The organism is Enterococcus sp. DIV1208 (assembly GCF_050530455.1).
GTDB classification, from domain to species: Bacteria; Bacillota; Bacilli; order Lactobacillales; family Enterococcaceae; genus Enterococcus_B; species Enterococcus_B hirae.
Genome location: NZ_CP172887.1, coordinates 2,552,712 through 2,571,477 on the forward strand (window position 1 = coordinate 2,552,712; position 18,766 = coordinate 2,571,477).

The 18,766-nt window shown below is 39.1% G+C and carries 11 protein-coding genes and 1 other annotated feature; of the genes, 3 read left to right on the plus strand and 8 right to left on the minus strand.

The annotated features are described in order from the left end of the window. Positions 1-3: 3 nt before the first annotated feature. From IGK91_RS11810 to IGK91_RS11830, 5 genes are all read right to left on the minus strand, one after another. Positions 4-1,983, minus strand: coding sequence for a BglG family transcription antiterminator (locus IGK91_RS11810; RefSeq protein ID WP_113803821.1), 1,980 nt, complete (start codon positions 1,981-1,983; stop codon positions 4-6). Positions 1,984-1,999: 16 nt separating this feature from the next. After that, positions 2,000-2,314 carry a PTS cellobiose transporter subunit IIB gene (locus IGK91_RS11815; protein WP_181934422.1) on the minus strand — a complete coding sequence of 105 codons (315 nt, stop codon included), beginning with the start codon at positions 2,312-2,314 and terminating at the stop codon, positions 2,000-2,002. 221 nt (positions 2,315-2,535) lie between these two features. After that, the gene (locus tag IGK91_RS11820) at positions 2,536-6,225 is read right to left on the minus strand and encodes a hypothetical protein (protein WP_113803822.1); all 3,690 of its coding nucleotides are present in this window, start codon (positions 6,223-6,225) and stop codon (positions 2,536-2,538) included. A gap of 1,070 nt (positions 6,226-7,295) precedes the next feature. Next, positions 7,296-9,710, minus strand: a complete 2,415-nt coding sequence (gene leuS / locus IGK91_RS11825) for a leucine--tRNA ligase (protein WP_034868000.1) — start codon at positions 9,708-9,710, stop codon at positions 7,296-7,298. A 125-nt stretch (positions 9,711-9,835) separates the two neighbouring features. After that, positions 9,836-10,046, minus strand: a binding site (T-box leader). A 99-nt stretch (positions 10,047-10,145) separates the two neighbouring features. Beyond that, positions 10,146-12,146 carry a muramidase-2 gene (locus IGK91_RS11830; protein WP_034700501.1) on the minus strand — a complete coding sequence of 667 codons (2,001 nt, stop codon included), beginning with the start codon at positions 12,144-12,146 and terminating at the stop codon, positions 10,146-10,148. Between the two features lie 381 nt (positions 12,147-12,527). On the opposite strand from IGK91_RS11830, the gene IGK91_RS11835 reads away from it, so the two are divergent. The 3 genes from IGK91_RS11835 (at position 12,528) to IGK91_RS11845 (ending at position 14,950) form a co-directional block, all read left to right on the plus strand. Continuing rightward, entirely contained in the window at positions 12,528-13,178 is a 651-nt protein-coding gene (locus tag IGK91_RS11835) for a phosphatase PAP2 family protein (protein ID WP_010721028.1), read from the plus strand. A 246-nt stretch (positions 13,179-13,424) separates the two neighbouring features. After that, positions 13,425-14,381, plus strand: a complete 957-nt coding sequence (locus IGK91_RS11840) for a TIGR01212 family radical SAM protein (RefSeq protein WP_010736968.1) — start codon at positions 13,425-13,427, stop codon at positions 14,379-14,381. Beyond that, on the plus strand, positions 14,381-14,950 hold the full coding sequence (locus IGK91_RS11845; protein WP_010736967.1) for a class I SAM-dependent methyltransferase: 570 nt from the start codon (positions 14,381-14,383) through the stop codon (positions 14,948-14,950). Before IGK91_RS11840 ends, IGK91_RS11845 begins: the two co-directional genes overlap by 1 nt. Before the next feature lie 180 nt (positions 14,951-15,130). On the opposite strand, the gene IGK91_RS11850 is transcribed toward IGK91_RS11845, so the two are convergent. The 3 genes from IGK91_RS11850 to IGK91_RS11860 are packed head-to-tail and all read right to left on the minus strand — an operon-like array spanning position 15,131 to position 18,688. Next, positions 15,131-15,958: a class C sortase gene (locus IGK91_RS11850; protein ID WP_034868003.1), complete on the minus strand. Its 828-nt coding sequence runs from the start codon at positions 15,956-15,958 to the stop codon at positions 15,131-15,133. A 26-nt stretch (positions 15,959-15,984) separates the two neighbouring features. Next, positions 15,985-17,499: a SpaH/EbpB family LPXTG-anchored major pilin gene (locus IGK91_RS11855; protein WP_010736965.1), complete on the minus strand. Its 1,515-nt coding sequence runs from the start codon at positions 17,497-17,499 to the stop codon at positions 15,985-15,987. Further along, positions 17,492-18,688, minus strand: coding sequence for a pilin N-terminal domain-containing protein (locus tag IGK91_RS11860; RefSeq protein WP_309597269.1), 1,197 nt, complete (start codon positions 18,686-18,688; stop codon positions 17,492-17,494). Before IGK91_RS11860 ends, IGK91_RS11855 begins: the two co-directional genes overlap by 8 nt. Positions 18,689-18,766 lie beyond the last annotated feature (78 nt).

An 18,766-nucleotide genomic window follows, 5' to 3' on the forward strand; every position in this document is an offset into this window, starting at 1 on the left:
TCCTTATTCAATCACCTCGTCAAAATGATTGCTAAAATTTTCAAACGTTGGTTCAATTAAAATTTGTTGTTGCAAATCTGTGCGATCAATTAATTGCACAATTGCTTTTGTCACTATAGTAATTTCTTCGTTTTCAATAAAAGATGGTGACACGAGAAAAACAAATTTGATCTGTTGGTAATCATCCCAAAACATCCCCTCCGGAATCACTGCGACTGCAATTTTTGTCGTGACCCCTACTGGAATAGCTGGATGTGGGACTGTAACGGTTTCACTGAAGACAATCTGTCCCATTTTCTCTCGCTTGCTGATTTGTGCCATCATTTCAAGGGTATAATCTTTTACTTCGTCTTTTTCTAAAAGCGAGAGTAGGTCTAAAATCACCGTCTCTTTAGTTGGTCTTTCAGAATAGACTTTGTACCATCTTTCAGAAAGCTGGCCATGATAATCCTGTCTTTTTTTCGGAGAATCTGTGCAAATAGTTTTTATTCTTTTTGACGGACAAGGTTGTAAGTCCGCAATCGTCTGTCGAATTTTTTGGCTATCTAGTGGATTCAAAAAGACACTCACATGTAATACGGGGATCTTAAAAATCATCGTTGATAAATCGATTGATGAAATAATCATATCTACGCCCATCAAAGTCATTTCATTGATCTCGTAATAACCTTTGACATTGGTCACTAAGAGCATTTCGCCAAACTCAGCAAGCACACGATTCTTCAACAATTGCGCACTTCCATAACCAGTTGCACAAATGATCAATACCCGTATTTTTTTCGCTGTTCTGACTTTTTCTAAAGCTGCCATGATGTGTAAGGTAAGATACGCCCATTCATCTTCATTGATCGTGAATTGTCGTAACATAGGCATTTGACTAAATATTCTTTTCGTCTGTTCAAAGGCGACCATATTTTCTTTTTTTATATCCTCAGTCAACGGATTCTCTAAAGTAATCCCTTGCCGTAGACGAACCACCATTGGCGTCAAATGATTAAGCAGACCATTTTTTAATTGTTGATCCTCAATCAGTGAATCGCCAAAAAAGTCGGCAAGCTGCTCAATCACTCTTGCTAATTCCTCGTAAAGCAGCTCATCATTTATTTTTTCGATGGGATTAGACTTAGCAACCAAATGCAATGTCAGATAATGAATTTCCGCTTCTGGAAAAGGTACTTTTGTCACACGATTCATTCGTTGAACGATCTTTTTTGCTACTTGATATTCACGGCGATCCACTAACTCTTCACTAAAATCTAAAGCTTCAATGGGGAATCCTTCGTTGATTCGCTTGATCGTCAATGCTAGGTGTAATGCTAGATTTTGCATGATAAAATCAGAAACTTTTAAATTTGCTTCTCGGATCTCATCTAAAATAATGATTAAAACCTCTTCAAAATTGAATTCATTGAAAAAGTGACTGTTCACTAAATAATCTTTTAAAGAATTAGCTGCTTGATCACCAAAAAACGTGTCCATAATAAAATGGCGCTTGTTTTGCTCTGATCCTTCGATCCACATTCCTTGTCGTGGTTTAGAACAAATTTTTAACGCATAGGGCTCAATTTTTGCCTTTATCTCATTTAGATCATTGGATAAACTAGAACGGCTGATAAAGAGTTCCGACTCTAATTCATCCATAAAAATGGCTTCATCTTCTAGCAATAACTTATTTAACAGATATTTTTGACGATCTTCAGTTTCAAAAAATTCCATTTCAGACATGCCTTGATCAGCTGCGATATTTTGATGTTTTAAAAAAAATGCAAATGCCAAAGGCTTTAAGATCGCCAACTGATATCCTTGTCCTTGTTTGGCAATAATTTTTGCTCCGTTTTTTTCAATTTTCTCTTTGACATCAACCATGTATTTACGGATTGTTCGATCAGATAAAGACAATTCAGAAGCAAGCTCATGACTAGTGATATATTTTTTTTGATAGTTGATCAATAGCCCTAACAATGCTTTTTCGATCTGTTTCATCTTTATCCACTCCTAGTTAGATATTTTCTTCAATCAATTCCACTAATTTCTGAATACCTGTGGGAATCGGAACATACGCTTGAAAGGGGATACTAACCACAGGTTTATCAACCGTTTTTCCTAGTTTAACAAACTTATCTAAAAACATCGTGGTTTGAGGACTAATGAGAAATAAATCAAAGTCGCTTGACTTGATCATTTTATCGCCTTCTGTCGCAGATACCGCATCGACTTCGATTTCTTCCCCCTTTTGTTTGAATAGATCCGTGGTCTTAGAAGCCATCATAGAAGATGACATCCCTGCTGCACAAATAATCAATGCTTTTTTCATTTTATTTGCTCCTTCCTTTTCGTTCTATTTAAAGTATAGATTGTAAACGTTTTCTTTACAAAAGAAATACTTCCGTATCGATTAGGAAGAAAAAAACATACAAAAAAAGAAACTGAGCTAAAACTTGCCTCAGTTTCTTTTTTAGTTGGTTAAAAAATTCTTTCTGTTTGTTTTCGGAACTATCCGATGCTTTCACGATCTCTTTTGAATAGGTCTATATCTCATGGTGTTTTAAAATGCAACTGCATCAAGTAACTAGGTCTGATTGGAGCATCTAAGGTTTCCGACAAGATGTTATCACCTGCTGTTCCAAAGAAAGAGAACTCATAAGCATTCTGTTCACTTGTTAAAGTGACAAGTTCAACGGTTTCTGATAGATTTTGACCATTTGATACTAAAACTACCTCTTGTTCATGATCCGTATTTTGCAAACCTAATGTCAGTTCAGTTAATCGTTCGGTTTCTTCAAGACTAGTCATGGCATCCACATAAACGGATACCGGACGGTTGGAATTATTTTTGATCTCATAATTTGGTGAAGCGATACCAGCTAGAATATCCTCCTGTACAAAACTCATACGTGCAGGAATGGTGACATCGATGTATTGTGCGTTAGATGTAATCGTCAATATTCCGTCTAGTTCTGTTTTATTGCCAAATTCATCAATCAATTTCAGCGTAAATCGATGATCGTCTGCAGGCAACTCAGAAAATTCTAAGCCGTTCTCGAAAGTTAACTCAAGTCGGATATTTTCTGGTAAGGACCAATTGTCAGTTGGATCGCCATCTAACAACTCTCGTAAATCCGGCATTTCACTTCCTTGCTCATAGACAAGTGAATCTCTTAGCTTTCCTTCTGGAGGTGTTGTATCTTCGATCAATAGATTTATAGGTGAAAAGTGTTGTTGGTTTCCTGCTTCGTCTGTTAGAACAGAGGCTACAACATACGCAGTAGCTGAAGGCACTTTCCCAGCAATTTCAAACTTTCCTCCTTGAAGATCCTCCAGCCCAATCGTAATCTTTTCTGGTAAACTCCAATTATCTTGTAAAGTCCCTTCTTTAATCACACTCATTAACTCTTCTCGGCTAAGACTGCCTGTACGTCTTGCTTCAAATGAAACACTCCGTTCAAACTCTGCTGTCGGTGCCTTCGTATCTACTACTGTATATTTAGTAGTAAGTTCTTGCGTGTGATTCGTTGTTTTGTTTTTGACAGCAACTGTTACTTCTCCAGTTGCTCCAGGTGCCCATTCTTTCGGTCCATTAGTCAGACGATACTCATAATCATCGGTATCTTTTGGTCGTTTATCAAACCATGATTCTAGAATCGTCCGAGATAATTCTTGGCTTCGTTGTGCTTCAACAACCACTTCAGACTTTATTTCAAACCGTTCACCGATGTACAACTTACCCTTAAGTTCTCTAGCATTTCCTCTTTCATCCGTCAAGGTTAACGTAAACTCGTGCGCCCCTTCAGGTAATTCTGAAAACTGCTTGCCGTCCTTGAAGCTTAACGCAAGTTTGATATTTTCTGGTAGCGACCAGTTGTCGGTGGGTTCGCCATCTAATAACTCTCGTAAATCTGGCTCTTTACTGCCTTTTTCAAAAAACAGTGACTCCTTAAGCTTGCCCTCTGGTGCTTGCGTGTCAACGACTGAAATATTTTTCATGTATCGACTCGTATTTCCTGCTTCATCTGTTAAGGTAATAAAAATATTACTGTACATACTTGGTGCCTTTCCAACAAGTTCAAACGGTTCATTTGCGGATCCGATGTTAGTCAATCCGATCGTAATCTTTTCTGGTAAACTCCAATTATCTTGCAGATCACTCTCAATCAACAGTTCTCGTAGTTCTGCTTGCGTGAGCGCACCTGTACGCCTTGCTTCAAACACGATCTCTTTTTTAAGTGTTGCGGTGGGTGCTTTAGTGTCTACGACGGAGTATTTCGTTTCATATTCTTTTGTTTCATTCGTTGCTTTATTTGTGACAGCGACTGTTGCTTGTCCGTTAGTGTCTGGTGCCCATTCTGCCGGTCCGGAAGACAGACGATAGTCATAACTGTCAGGATTGTTTGGTAATTGTTCAAACCAGCTTTTGAGAATTTCAGTTGATAGCTCTTTGGCTCTTTGTGCTTGGACAACCACTTCCGATTTGATTTTAAACGCATCACCGACGTGTAACGTACCTTTGAGCTCTTTAGTATTTCCAGCCTCATCCGTCAAGGTTAGCGTAAATTTATGCTCTCCCCTAGGTAATTCCGAGACTTGCTTGCCGCCATCAACAGCCAACGAAAGACTGATTTTTTCTGGCAAGGACCAATTGTCGGTTGGATCACCCTCTAGTAAATCTCTTAAATCTTTCAGTTCCATTCCTTGTTCAATCACGATTTTGTCTTTTAGTTTCCCATCAGGAGGCGTAGTATCAACCACTTGGATACGATAACCACTTCCCGTAGCAGCATTCCCTGCTTGGTCGGTCACACGTACCTTGACAATTTCAACACCTGGTTGAGTCCCAGCAATCTCCCAAGGAACGTTGGAACCGTTATAATCAAATAACTCAATCTGGAGATCCTCCGGTTTACTCCAGTTATCTTCTAGTTTTTCAAATATACTCCTTAGTTCTTCATCAGTGAGACTCCCTTTTCGTCTAGCCTCCAATGGTGCATCCCTGATTACTGTGTATTTTGGTGCAGTAGTATCTACAACAGTATAGTTAGTCGTAAATTCTTGCGTGTTATTCGTTGTTTTATTTTTGACAATAACTGTAGCTTTTCCAGTTGCTCCAGGTGCCCATTCTGCCGGTCCGGAAGACAGACTATAGTCATAATTCCCTGAATTCTCCGATATCGTAGAAAACCACGATTTTAGGATGCTCGTAGATAGTTCTTTTCCTCTTTGTGCTTCAACGGTCACTTCATTTTTGATCTCAAATTCAGGTTGCTCTTTCTTCACTGTAATCGTTCCCAGCAAAGCATTGACATACGAAATATCTTCGATCGGGATCGAGTCTAAAACAGAGTATTGGGAGGCTACAGCCGTCGTCCCTAGTTTCACGTCTCCGTTAAGTACTAATCGATCTTCTTTTGCACTGGTCGATGCCAGCCTAGTGATCGTGACGGTAAAAGATGCGGCATAAGAAGAAATACTCGGCTTCGTAACCGTCACTTGGTACCCATTGACACTTTGATCAGATGGAATCGTTAACGTATACGTTCCGCGGTAAGATGAATGATTCCCATAATACATCGTATCGTATGGATAATCATCCGTTGTGGTTAGATTACTTGCTATCCAAGAAATCCAACCATGATCTTTATCTTGAGTGACCTTCTCATAGGTAGGCACATTCACAGTAAAGGAAGTCTTCGAACCAACGGCAGCTCCCAACATAATAGTGCGATTAATCTGTGTCGCTAACGTTTTCTCAATATAACTTTTTTTCCCATTTGCTATCAGATCAGGTCGATATTTATCTAGGTTTGGTAAACTATTCTTCCTTAACTCAGCACTTTGTCGAAGGACTGGTGGTACAGGATCTTCCCATGGAATCACAGGTTCCGTTACTTCAGTTGGCTGTTCAGTTGGTGTTTCAGTTGGTACTTCTTCCGCTTCTTGTTCTTCAACGATCGGTACTTCCTCAACTACAGGTGCTTCTTCTACGATTTCCTCTGTATTTTCTTCTACTGGCTCTTCTACCTCGATTGACTCTTCTGTTGAGTCGTTTGCAGCTGTTTCAGGTGAAACAGGTTCTTGCATCACTGGTTGTTCCCCTTGATTTTGTAAATCCTGTACAAACTCCGTATCTAGTTCTGGTGGTGCTTCCTCAGCAAAAACGGTTAATGGATAAAGACAATTTTGGAACAACAACAAAGAGGTTGTTATCGTTCGCAAATGCTTGCTTTTCAAATTTTCTGTCCTCCTCTCTTACTAATACACTCACTCTTTTTCCTTGCTCAAATTCTCTAAAAGGAAAGATTAAATAAACAAAATTTTTATTATTTCTTATGAACATTCCTAGTGTGAACGTTCCTAATATTTGTAAAAGGTTACTTTTTTGCTCATGAGATGATAGTTTATTTGACTATTAACATAACAAAAATCACTATGTAAAGAAAAATTTTTCATTTTAATCTTACGTATACTCACCTCCAAAAACATATGAAACACCTACACTAAAATTATCTACGATTATCCACTTAGAACAAAACCTTTTTTTACCGATAGAATGGTAATTTTTAACAGATTTGTGGTTGTTTCATCGGCCTGTCATTTTTCTAAAATAAAAAAAAACAAAATAGCGTAATACTATAGCTTGGTATTAAAAAAAAGAAAACATGCCAACTAAATAAAAATAACAATGTTTTAAAAAAATGTGTCATTTGTTTACGTTCAAAAGTTATCACGATGCAAATATTGTGAGACATAAGCAATTTTAATAAAACACTTTTTGTTTTTTTCACTTCTGTAACTAACAAAAAATAACTGTTCATCTTGGATAGTTATTCACAAAAAAAAACGTCAGCAAACTTCCACTCGGTGAATGTTTCTAACTCTTCAATTGATATTTTCTTTGTTTTAGTTTCTCTTCACTTTATTTTTCTATAAAAGAGTTTGAGAGGAAGCGACCCAAGACAAATAAATAGTATTTAAGCATCTGCTCGGAGCTATCCGCCTCTTTCACGATCTTATCCACGGTGTTTCAAGCTCTAACGGAAAATAAGCCGAAGAAAGAGGTTGAGCCAACACATGGCTCAACCTCTTTTCCGGCTTATTTCTCAGAGCTAGACACTTTTGTCATAATCTCTTTTTTGTTTATTCAGTTATAAACTTGCTGAACTGATTGCGACTTATAAAACATCTTAAAATACTGAAACAGCCAAAATTGTTTTTAATGATCTGTTCTTCATTCTGAAAGTGGCTCTGGGTTTCATCGAAAGCTCCTTCAACAATCTCTTATAATTCACTTGTTCCTGCTTTTAATTAGCCACGATATTTACTAATTTATTTGGTACAACGATCACTTTACGAACAGTTTTGCCAGCAATGTTTTCTTTGATCGTTTCATTGTTCATCGCTATTTTTTCAAGTTCATCTTTTGGTAAGTCACGTGAAACATTAGCTTTTCCTCGGACCTTACCATTGATTTGGAAGACAACTTCGATTTCATCTTCGACTAAAGCTGACTCATCATAAGTTGGCCAAGCTGCGTAAGAAATCCCTTCCTCATTTCCTAAGATTGCCCATAGTTCTTCACCCATGTGTGGTGCGATCGGTGCCAACAATTGAACAAATCCTTCGATATATTCATAAGGTAGTGCATCCACTTTATACGCTTCATTGACAAACACCATTAATTGAGAGATGGCTGTATTGAAGTGAAGATTTTCGTAATCTTCCGTAACTTTTTTGACGGTTTGATGATACACTTTATCTAATTTCCCATCATTTAAAGTGGTGATTCGATCACGCATCTTATTGTTTTCATCCACGATCAAACGCCAAACACGATCTAAGAATTTGCGGCTTCCTTCTAGTCCATTTTCACTCCAAGCAATCGATGCGTCTAATGGTCCCATAAACATTTCATATAATCGTAATGTATCTGCGCCATATTTGGCCACGACATCATCTGGATTAACGACATTGCCACGTGATTTAGACATTTTTTCGTTGTTTTCTCCCAAGATCATTCCTTGGTTGTATAATTTTTGGAATGGTTCCTTTGTAGGTACAACACCGATATCATATAAGAATTTGTGCCAGAAACGAGCGTACAGCAAGTGAAGAACGGCATGTTCTGCTCCCCCAATGTAGATGTCTACTGGCAACCAGCGTTCTAATTTCTCATAGTTCGCTAATTCTGTTTTATTATGTGGATCGATATAACGTAAATAATACCAAGAACTTCCAGCCCATTGTGGCATCGTATTGGTTTCACGGCGACCTTTTTTGCCAGTCACAGGATCGACAACATTCACCCATTCTTCGATGTTAGCCAGTGGCGATTCTCCTGTTCCACTTGGTTTGATATTAGTCGTTTTAGGCAAACGTAATGGCAGCTCTTCTTCTGGTAAAGCTGTGACTGTACCATCTTCCCAATGAATGATCGGAATTGGTTCCCCCCAGTAACGTTGACGTGAGAATAACCAGTCACGTAAACGATAGCTGACCTCTTTTTTCCCACAACTATTTTCTTCTAACCATTCATTCATTTTAGCAATGGCTTCTGCTTTATTCATGCCATTCAAAAATTCAGAGTTGATATGAGGACCATCTTCCGTATAAGCAGCCTCTTCAATATTTCCTCCTTCGATCACGGGAAGAATTTCTAAATCAAAGGTTTTTGCAAATTCATAATCACGTTCATCGTGAGCAGGTACAGCCATGATTGCTCCAGTACCATAAGAAGCTAACACATAGTCAGCGATCCAGATCGGGATCTCTTTTCCATTAACTGGATTGATTGCATAAGCTCCAGTAAAGACACCCGTTTTTTCTTTTGCTAGATCTGTACGTTTCAAATCTGATTTTTTAGCTGTCTCTTCGATGTATGCTTCAACTGCTGCTTTTTGTTCTGGCGTCGTGATTTCTTGCACCAAGTCTAATTCAGGAGCTAAAACAGAGTACGTTGCGCCAAACAGTGTATCTGGTCGTGTGGTAAAAATCGTGTACGTTTTATCTGTTCCAGCAACTTTAAATTCAACATTTGCTCCTACTGAACGACCGATCCAGTTGCGTTGCATTTCTTTGATGCTATCTGGCCAATCTACTAAATCAAGATCATCAAGTAAACGATCTGCGTATGCAGTGATCTTCAGCATCCACTGACGCATTGGTTTGCGGACGACATCGTAGCCGCCACGTTCACTTTTTCCATCGATCACTTCTTCATTAGAGATCACCGTACCAAGTTCAGGTACCCAGTTAACTGCTACTTCTGCTTCATATGCCAAACCTTTTTCGTATAATTTTGTAAAGATCCATTGTGTCCATTTGTAATATTCTGGATCAGTTGTGTTGACTTCACGATTCCAGTCATAACTAAACCCTAAAGAATTGATTTGACGACGAAATGTTTCAATGTTTTTTTGTGTAAATTCAGCTGGATCATTTCCTGTATCTAATGCGTACTGTTCGGCTGGTAGTCCGAACGCATCCCATCCCATCGGATGCAAGACATTGAATCCTTGACTGCGTTTAAAACGAGATAAGATATCTGTTGCTGTATAGCCTTCCGGATGTCCAACATGCAATCCTTGACCTGATGGGTATGGAAACATATCCAACGCATAGAACTTTGGTTTTTCAGGATCATCATGGGTATTGAAGGTATTGTTTTTTGCCCAGTATTTTTGCCATTTCTTTTCGATTTCTTTATGGTTATAACTCATTTTCTATCCCCCTGATCTATTTGTACTTCCACATCAATCTGTCGAAGTTTAGTGAAGTCTAGCCTCACCTTTTTGTTTTTTTCATCTGAAGAAAACAAAAAAGTCCTATAAAAAGATTGCTCTTTTTATAGGACGTAATCTACGTGGTACCACCTAATTTTGCCTTTTCACAAAGGCCTCAAACGTTGTAACGGTCGTCACCGCTCCTACTTACTCTGTTTGTGATTTCAGTAGGCGCAACTCAAAGGCGAGTTCAAAAGCGTCCGTACACATTTCCACCAACCATGTGCTCTCTAAAACTTTCGACTTTTTACTACTTCCTTTTCAGGCGTTGATTTTTATTTACTCAAAAGTGTAGATTCATAGTAACAAATAAATGCTACAAGTTCAAATATTATTTCACACATTTACTGATTTCCTGCCATGTGTCATTACTTATTTTTTGACGATCAACTGTTGTCCCGGATAAATAAAGTTATTCTTGATATTATTCCATTCGATCAATTGATTCATGGTGATTCCATGACTATCGGCAACGCCCCATACTGATTCGCCTGCTTTGACGGTATAGGTTTTTTCATCTGATTTCGCTGGCGTTGATTGTGCAGTGCCTTTTTTAACGATGACTTCTTGTCCTGGATAAATAAAATTGTTTTTGATGTTGTTCCATTCAATCAACTGATCCATCGTAATATGGTGTTTATTGGCAACGCCCCACACCGATTCGCCTGCTTTGACAGTATACTTCGTATCACCCGTTGAAGAAGCCGTTGGAGTTGTAGAAGCTGGCGTTGAAGCTGTTGGTTTGGTTGTTGCTGTTGCGCTTGCTTTACTGCTTCCACCTTTGACGATCAATTTCTGTCCTGGATAAATGAAGTTATTCTTAATATTGTTCCATTCAATCAACTGGTTCATGGAAATCCCATTTTTATTTGCAACACCCCATACTGATTCGCCTGCCTTGACAGTATAAGTCGCTTGCCCTGTCGCAGTTGAGCTGGTATTGCTTGATGCGGTGTTCTTGTTATTAGCTGTCGAAGTGGACGCATTACTTGAAGATGAACCACCTTTGACAATCAATTTTTGCCCTGGGTAAATAAAATTATTTTTAATATTGTTCCATTGAATCAGTTGGTTCATGGAAATTCCAAATTTATTCGAAACACTCCAAACCGATTCGCCTGCTTTGACAGTATAAGTACTTCCAGAAGTAGTACTTCCTGTATTTGCCGTATTACTAGATGTATTACCTGTCGATGTATTAGAAGTAGAACCGCTTGCTGAAGAACTACCTTTTGAAACAACCAACTGTTGACCTGGATAAACAAAGTTATTCTTGATGTTATTCCATTCGATCAGTTGGTTCATCGAAATCCCATGATCATTCGCAATTTTCCAAACAGAATCGCCTGATTTAACCGTATATTTTGCACCAGTTGCTTGTCCCGTACTGCCAGACGTATTCGTGTTGCCAGAAGTATTTCCAGAAGAAGCATTATTACCAGTGTTAGTGGTTGAAGAACCTGCAGATTGGCCACCTTTGATCGTTAATTTTTGTCCTGGATAGATAAAATTATTTTTGATATTATTCCATTCGATTAACTGCGCCATCGTGATTCCAAATGAATGAGAGATTCCCCAAACGGAGTCTCCTGATTTGACGGTATAAGTCGTACCAGTCGTAGTTGCAGAACCGCCTGAGTTCCCACTAGTACTTCCAGAATTGGATGTATTTCCCGTATTCCCGCCATTTCCAATCGTTGCACCGCCTCCAGCGTTGCCGCTAGCTGGTGTATCGTATTTGGTCAATCCATAGGTTGTAATAATATTGTTTAGTTTTCCAGCATACCCTGGATCAGTTGCATAACGACCTGTCAAACAAGCAGTAGCATCAGTATAAGATTTAGTATTGCTTTTCCAAGTACCTGCATAATAATAGCCATTACCAAAAGAGGTATTTCTTAAAACATAGGCATTGTCATTAAATGACTCTGCAAAAGAAGGGTACTGACGGAAAGGTTCTTTTTTAGATACCCATTTATTGTTAAGATATTCGAGTGTATCCATATAAACAGTTTGACCTTGATAACTTCCTTTAATCCCAAATAGATTATAGTAAGGTGCTTGTGACAAGGCACTACTTCCCCAACCACTTTCGACGACTGCTTGAGCAATCATGACTGAGGCATATAAATCGTTGGCTTGAGCAATTGGTTGTGCATACGTAGCAATCTCAGCAATAAACGCTGCTGTATTGATTCTGGCACCGAATTGTGTGGGGGTTTGATCAGCATCTACTTGTACAGGCTGAATCAATGGCGCTGCCACAGAACAGCCGACCATCGCCGTACCGACAAGTGCAGCACTACGTTTTACTTTACGAAAACGTTTGGTTTCATTTAAACGTCTACGTTCTTTTCTTGCAATGTTTTCCATCTTCTATCCTCCAACTTCTATATACAATTTCTATACTATTATAATAATTATAACTTCTCTTAATCTTTATTAAAAGTTATTTAAGTGTGTGACTGCTTATTGTAATCAGACTGTAACCTTTCGTAATGTTCAACACTGAGAAAAAAATAGCACCTTTCCCCGCTTGATTTTAACGACTTTTAACAAATAATCGATTTAAACTTTCCCAGTCAAAGTATGTCAGTTATATTACTTGAAAATGTCTAGGAGATTACAAAGTGATTTACAAATAAAATACCTTTTTTATTTTTTGATTAAGTGCTCGATTCTATAAATAATTATGGATATTATTTATAGAGCGAATAATGCTATAATGAGTCATTGTTGAAAAGGAGGATATTTATGAAGCAACGTACAACTTTTCATGTAGCTGGAGCTTGTTTTTTACTGCTCTTTTTAGTCTTAGGCTACATTGTCAAATACCGTATTTCTTTACTGGCGGGATTTGATCAATCAATAACAGAAATGATCCGCGCTCCCTACCCCCATTGGAATGCTTATCAGCTGTTTATGACAAAATTTGGCAATCCACTCACGGTCATCTTAGTCTTCTTGCTGGTTTCATTTTTGTTATGGTGGAAGAAAAAAAGACCTGAAATGATTTGGTTAGCGGTTAATTTTATTGCCATTGCTGGGATCATCAATCCTGTGATCAAACTATTCGTGATGCGCGTTCGCCCAACCCTTGAACACCTTGTGGTAGAGCACAGTTACAGTTTTCCTAGTGGTCATGCAGCTGGTAGTATGATTTTATATGGTACACTGATTTTTCTAATTCCTGTCATTATTCAAAAAAAGGTCTTTCGTCCATTGATTCAAATACTTCTAGCGTTTATTATAGTAAGTGTTGGGATTAGCCGTATTTATTTAGGCGTTCATTTTCCAAGTGATATTCTAGGTGGCTTTTTACTTAGCCTCTCGTGGTTATGCTTCACGTATCCAATTTATCGAACCCAAAAAGAAAAATGGCTAAACACGCAGAAAACGTCTTGATCTCACACAAGTATTTTTTAGTGAGAACTTTTGTTACAAATCATCCAAATAAATAAAAAATTGTGGAGAGACAGTTAACTTTTTTCTTTGATGATTAGTTAATCTGTCTCTTTACTTGATTCTAAGAACGATTCTCGTTATAAAGTGCTTAGATTTTGCGTCATTCATCAGGTATAATGATCTGAATCGTTCAATACGAGTAGAAGAAAGTGATGAATTTAGCACCATTAAGAAAGAAGGATAACAATGGAATTTACATATTCAGATGGAAATAAACGCTACCACTCATGGAATTATGCGTTAAGAAATGAATTTGGCGGGAAAATTTTCAAAGTGCCAATCGATGGAGGATTTGACTGCCCCAATCGTGATGGTACAGTGGCTCACGGGGGCTGTACTTTTTGTAGTGTTTCTGGATCAGGTGATATGATCGTCGCTCCCGAAGACCCATTACCTATTCAGTTCCATAAAGAAATCGATATGATGCATCAAAAATGGCCAGGGGTAACCCAATATATCGTTTATTTCCAAAATTTCACGAATACTCATGCACCTGTAGAAATCATTCGCGAGCGTTTTGAACAAGTGATCAACCTTCCTGGTGTTGTCGGGTTGTCGATTGGTACTCGCCCAGACTGCTTACCAGATGCGGTCGTGGATTATCTCGCAGAACTAAATGAACGGCTTTATCTGTGGGTCGAATTAGGATTACAAACGACTTTTGAAGAAACCTCTACACTGATCAATCGCGCACATGACTACCAAACTTACCTTGATGGTGTGAATAAATTACGAAAACATGGCATTCGTGTCTGCACTCACTTAATCAACGGTTTACCTGGTGAAACATTAGAAATGATGCGTGAAAATGTCCGACGTACGATCCTTGATTCAGATATCCAAGGAATCAAGCTTCACTTAATGCACTTGATGCGCAAAACAAGGATGCTTCGTGATTACCATGAAGGTCGTTTGCAACTGATGACCCGTCCTGATTATGTCAATGTGATTTGTGATCAATTGGAAATGATCCCTCAAGAAATCATTATCCATCGGCTTACCGGTGATGCCCCTTGGGATTCGTTGATCGGACCAATGTGGAGTTTGAAAAAGTGGGAAGTCTTGAATGCGATAGATGAAGAATTGGTTCGTCGCAATAGTTATCAAGGAAAATTTGATGTTCGTAAAGGAGTGCGTTGCTAATGTTACAAACTGCTTTACACTTTAGCCATACGTTATTAACAGAAATCCTGCAACCAGGTGACCATGCTATTGATGCCACCATGGGTAATGGCTACGATACGCTTTTTATGGCTGAATTGGTCGGGAAGACCGGACATGTTTACAGTTTTGATATCCAACCTGCTGCCTTGCAATCCACGAAAGAAAAACTCGCTGAACAAGCATTGACCGATCGAGTCTCTCTTTATTTACAAGGTCATGAGACACTGGGGAATGTTGTGGCTCCAGAGCAACCAATCAAAGCAGGGATTTTCAATCTAGGTTATCTTCCTAAGAGTGATAAAGCAATCATCACTTTACCTGAAACAACGAAAATCGCAATGGAAGAGATACTGAAACGTTTAGCCCCTCGAGGACGCATGATTATCGTCGTCTACTATGGTCATGAAGGTGGGAAATCAGAACTGGATATGGTACAACAGTTTTGTCAAAGGCTCCCTCAAGATCAGTATAATGTTTTAAACTATCAATTTATTAATCAAAAAAACAATCCACCGATTTTGTATTGTGTGGAGAAGAAAAAATGTTGAAATAATTGGCTTTGTTCAATTACTCCATTCGCTTCTTTATGGCTCATCAATGTTTTTTGGACAGTTTTGTTAATTGACGAATATAAAAAAGCCCATAACTAGAAAGTTTTCACTAAGCTTTCTATGGTTATGGACTTTTTATCATTTTGGGTTTCTGCAAGTAAACAAGCATCTCTTTTTCTATTCTATTGGTTTTTCACGTATGACTCGCAGAATGAACAGGGATAGACTTCCTACAAAGAGCAATAAAATGAGTAAGATCATGAGATTGAGCCACCATTGTCTTTGTTCTGCGTCGGCTTCTTTTTGGGCTAGTTCTTCTGTATAAGGCACTCGATGTCCTCTGACTAATAATCGATGGGAATTGATCATATACGGTGTACAGGTAACTAAAGTCACGAGATCTTCCTCTGGATAAATTTTTAGAGAGCTAACATCATCAGGTGTCACAATAGTGATGTCATTCACTTCATAGGCCAACTTTTCTTCTGCATAGGTGATAATGAAAATATCTTCCAACTCCAGTTGATCAAGATCCGTAAAAAGTTTTCTTTCAGGAATCCCACTATGGGCTGAGATCACACTATGGTTATTTTTACCACCAGTAGGGTAGGACGTCCCTTCCAAAACACCAGCACCATATTGGAGGATCGTCGGGCTTGCATGGTCAAACAACGGAACACTGACCCTAATCTTAGGGATTTGGATCGAACCAATCAAGTGATTCGCTAAATAATTAGCGAGGTCCGCTTCTTTCCGACCAGTATAGGTTGGGAGCGTGATCGCTCCCATGCCTCTTTCTGCTAGTTCTTGATTATACTTTTTGGCTCTTTCTCGTGCCTGTTGCTGTTCTGCTTTTGTTTTTTGAGACTCATTGATGCGATAATGATCAACGAGTTGGTTGAAGGCATTGACATAAAAAGGATAACTCGCAATTAACCCACCTGTTAAAAAAAGGAGATACATCACGATCCGAAGCCACTTTTTTGGTCGCTGTTTTTGGGACATTGGATATTCCCTCCTTCAAAACCTGTTTACATTGGCTTTTTTTTCGTTTGTCGGTACACCACATAAGCTGCTAAGAGAATCAGTCCCCCGATCAGCAGGAAAATATAGATACCCATACCACCGGTTTCCGGTAAAAGCCCTTGAGGTTGGTTTTCAATCGTGACTAAAAGTGTCTCTGAAGCAGTTGAATCAATTTCAAAAGTGGTATAAGGATCTAAAATGACGTAACCACTTGGAGCCGTCACCTCTTCCAACGTGTAGGTTCCCGCTTTAAAGCCCCGAATATCAAAATAGCCATCTGGTCCTGAGGTTATTTCTGTCCCGACATCATCCCAACCAATCAAGACATTCTCTTCATTCAGACGTGCGTACAATACTTGACCATCAGAATCTTTAAAAATCCGAAAGACCGCCCCACTTAATGGATTACCATCATGACTATTGATCTTTCTAAATTGATGCTCATTCGTCTTGACTTTTGGTCCATCTAAGATCGTAGGATCCGAGCCAAAATCGATTGTGGCGGTATTATCAGATAGTTGAGTGATTGCATCACCCGTGAGCGACATGTCATAAGAAATCGTGAGCGTTTTTCCTTGTAATAATTCAACCACTTCCTCATTGTCAATGTGGAAAGTAATCGTAAACCCACCATTCGGAGTAGCTGTATCAATCGTAAAATAACTACTAGGTACCGCTACACCATCAATCAATACTTCGATTGAATCAGGGGTCGTTAGTCGCAACCCATTAGTTGGTGTATCCGTGATTTCGAAAAATGCTTTGTTACCTAAGTCACGGGGAACAGCAACCGTCAACAGATAATTTAAGATGTCATCTGTTCCAACATCATAGTAGGTTACTTGATTCCCCTCTTGAGTGATTGTTACTTCATTAAACCGACCGCTATCTACTAAAGTTTTCGAATGTTCTTTCAAAATATTTTTAGGATAGAGGTGGATCTCTGTTAGTTCTCCATCACCAGCATAGACTGGCAAAGCCAAAAGTAGTGGGTATGCCATTTCATATATATTCGCTGGTGATTCTTCTTCGACAAAGAGATAAACAGCATCTCTACCTTGGGCATCTTTTCGAGGTAATTGGTCAAAGACCGCAATCCCCTGTCTGTTTGGATCGGTCTCGCCACTTGCTGTTGCTGTCACTTGAGTCTGCGAAGGGCCACTGGCATAATCAGGGGCTCTTTTATATAGAGCCGCATCAGACTGGATTCTTTCCAAGGCTTCTCGTGCTGTTTTCCCATCCTCTCTGATAGAACGAAAATATTGTTCTGTGACATCATAGACAGAAAATGTCACTCCGTCTAACGGATCACCGCCAAAGTTTTCCATTAGTTCACCAGTATTTTGTTGATAAGCTTCTTTCGGGATCTCATCCTGCCAAACACGTTTATGAAGCGTGACATTCACATGCTCTGGGGCTGCTGCTACTGGAAGACTCATTCCTAAAAGACTGAATGCCGAAAACAACAACGTAGCAAGCATCACGAATATCCTGAATTTATTCTTTTTACTTTCAGTCATCTTCTTCCCTCCTAGTTTTGTTCATGTACTTCCTTAACAAGTAAGCCAGTAATAACAACGCAATGCCTAAAATAGCTAGCGCTTGTCTCATTTCTGCAGTACGTGGTAACAGACGATTAAATAGCTGTTCCGTCCCTGTCGCTGTCCCTCCTTGTCCACTCCCATCATCTGTTGGCAGATCATCGTCCTTTTGAGACTCTCCTGCTCGTGAAATATTATAGATTCTAGGTCCTTTCTCTACCGATTCGTCCTGTTCATCAGAAAAAGGTTCCGACATTTTTTGTTCATTAAGGGTCATGAATAAAAACTCACCTGATTCATTTTTCCAAGTATTTGGGATAAATAATGGAATCTGCCGATTTTCTTCACTGATCTCATACCCCGGAAGAGTTTGCAATTCTTCAAAATAGTATTCACCACCGATCAAAAAATGGTCTGCTATCTTGACACGCCCTGCAGCATCAGAGATGAAGGTTGCGATTGCTTCATCATTTAAGGGATCATCACTTTGTTTCCACACATCCCCTAACGCCTCCTGATTTTGTGCTAAATAGATTTTTTCCCCAGCTTCGTTATAACGAAACAGGGAAAAAATCACACCTTCGAGAGGTTCGGTCTGCTCGCTGTCTTCTTCTTTGCCATATTTGTAAAAATACGGTTGTCGAAAATACCCAGCATTTTTAGGATAAAGATGAATCTGAGTCAGCTCTACTTCATTTAATGGGTCCATTAGAGGCAAGCCAATCATTATCGGTGCAGCATTTGTCACATTGAAATAACTAGTTTGCTGGGAATGATCCTCAACGATCAGATAAATTCCATAGTGACCGTTGTGCTTTCTGGGAACATCGACCACACCCACTCCTTCGCCAAATTCAGCATGAGTCTGCGTTAGGACAGGACTACCTGTCACTTCTTCTAATTGCTGCTCTGCAATAAATTGTTCGATTTGGATCGGGTTCATCTGTCCCAAGCGTTTAGCTAAAGCTTGCGCATCTTCTTGTGCTTGAAGATAGTAATCCGTCAAATGATAGACATGAAACGTGGCGCCATTATAAGGAACACTCAGACCAAGGCCATTTAAGTTAGCCAATTCATCTTCTGTCAATTGTCTGCCATTTGATGGAGAGGTCTGTGGATCTGTGATCGACTCATCTACAAGGACTCTCTTGTGTAAGATAAACGTCACAGTCTCAGGATCAGTAGCATAGCCTCAATATGGGAAGAACCCGGTTACTAACAGCAGACCTAGCAACAGCCATTGAAA

What these genes read in the sequence shown, in the direction of transcription:
- IGK91_RS11810 (WP_113803821.1), bottom strand. Translation starts at nt 1,983, where the DNA reads ATGAAACAGATCGAAAAAGCATTGTTAGGGCTATTGATCAACTATCAA.
- IGK91_RS11815 (WP_181934422.1), bottom strand. Translation starts at nt 2,314, where the DNA reads ATGAAAAAAGCATTGATTATTTGTGCAGCAGGGATGTCATCTTCTATG.
- leuS (WP_034868000.1), bottom strand. Translation starts at nt 9,710, where the DNA reads ATGAGTTATAACCATAAAGAAATCGAAAAGAAATGGCAAAAATACTGG.
- IGK91_RS11830 (WP_034700501.1), bottom strand. Translation starts at nt 12,146, where the DNA reads ATGGAAAACATTGCAAGAAAAGAACGTAGACGTTTAAATGAAACCAAA.
- IGK91_RS11835 (WP_010721028.1), top strand. Translation starts at nt 12,528, where the DNA reads ATGAAGCAACGTACAACTTTTCATGTAGCTGGAGCTTGTTTTTTACTG.
- IGK91_RS11840 (WP_010736968.1), top strand. Translation starts at nt 13,425, where the DNA reads ATGGAATTTACATATTCAGATGGAAATAAACGCTACCACTCATGGAAT.
- IGK91_RS11845 (WP_010736967.1), top strand. Translation starts at nt 14,381, where the DNA reads ATGTTACAAACTGCTTTACACTTTAGCCATACGTTATTAACAGAAATC.
- IGK91_RS11850 (WP_034868003.1), bottom strand. Translation starts at nt 15,958, where the DNA reads ATGTCCCAAAAACAGCGACCAAAAAAGTGGCTTCGGATCGTGATGTAT.
- IGK91_RS11855 (WP_010736965.1), bottom strand. Translation starts at nt 17,499, where the DNA reads ATGACTGAAAGTAAAAAGAATAAATTCAGGATATTCGTGATGCTTGCT.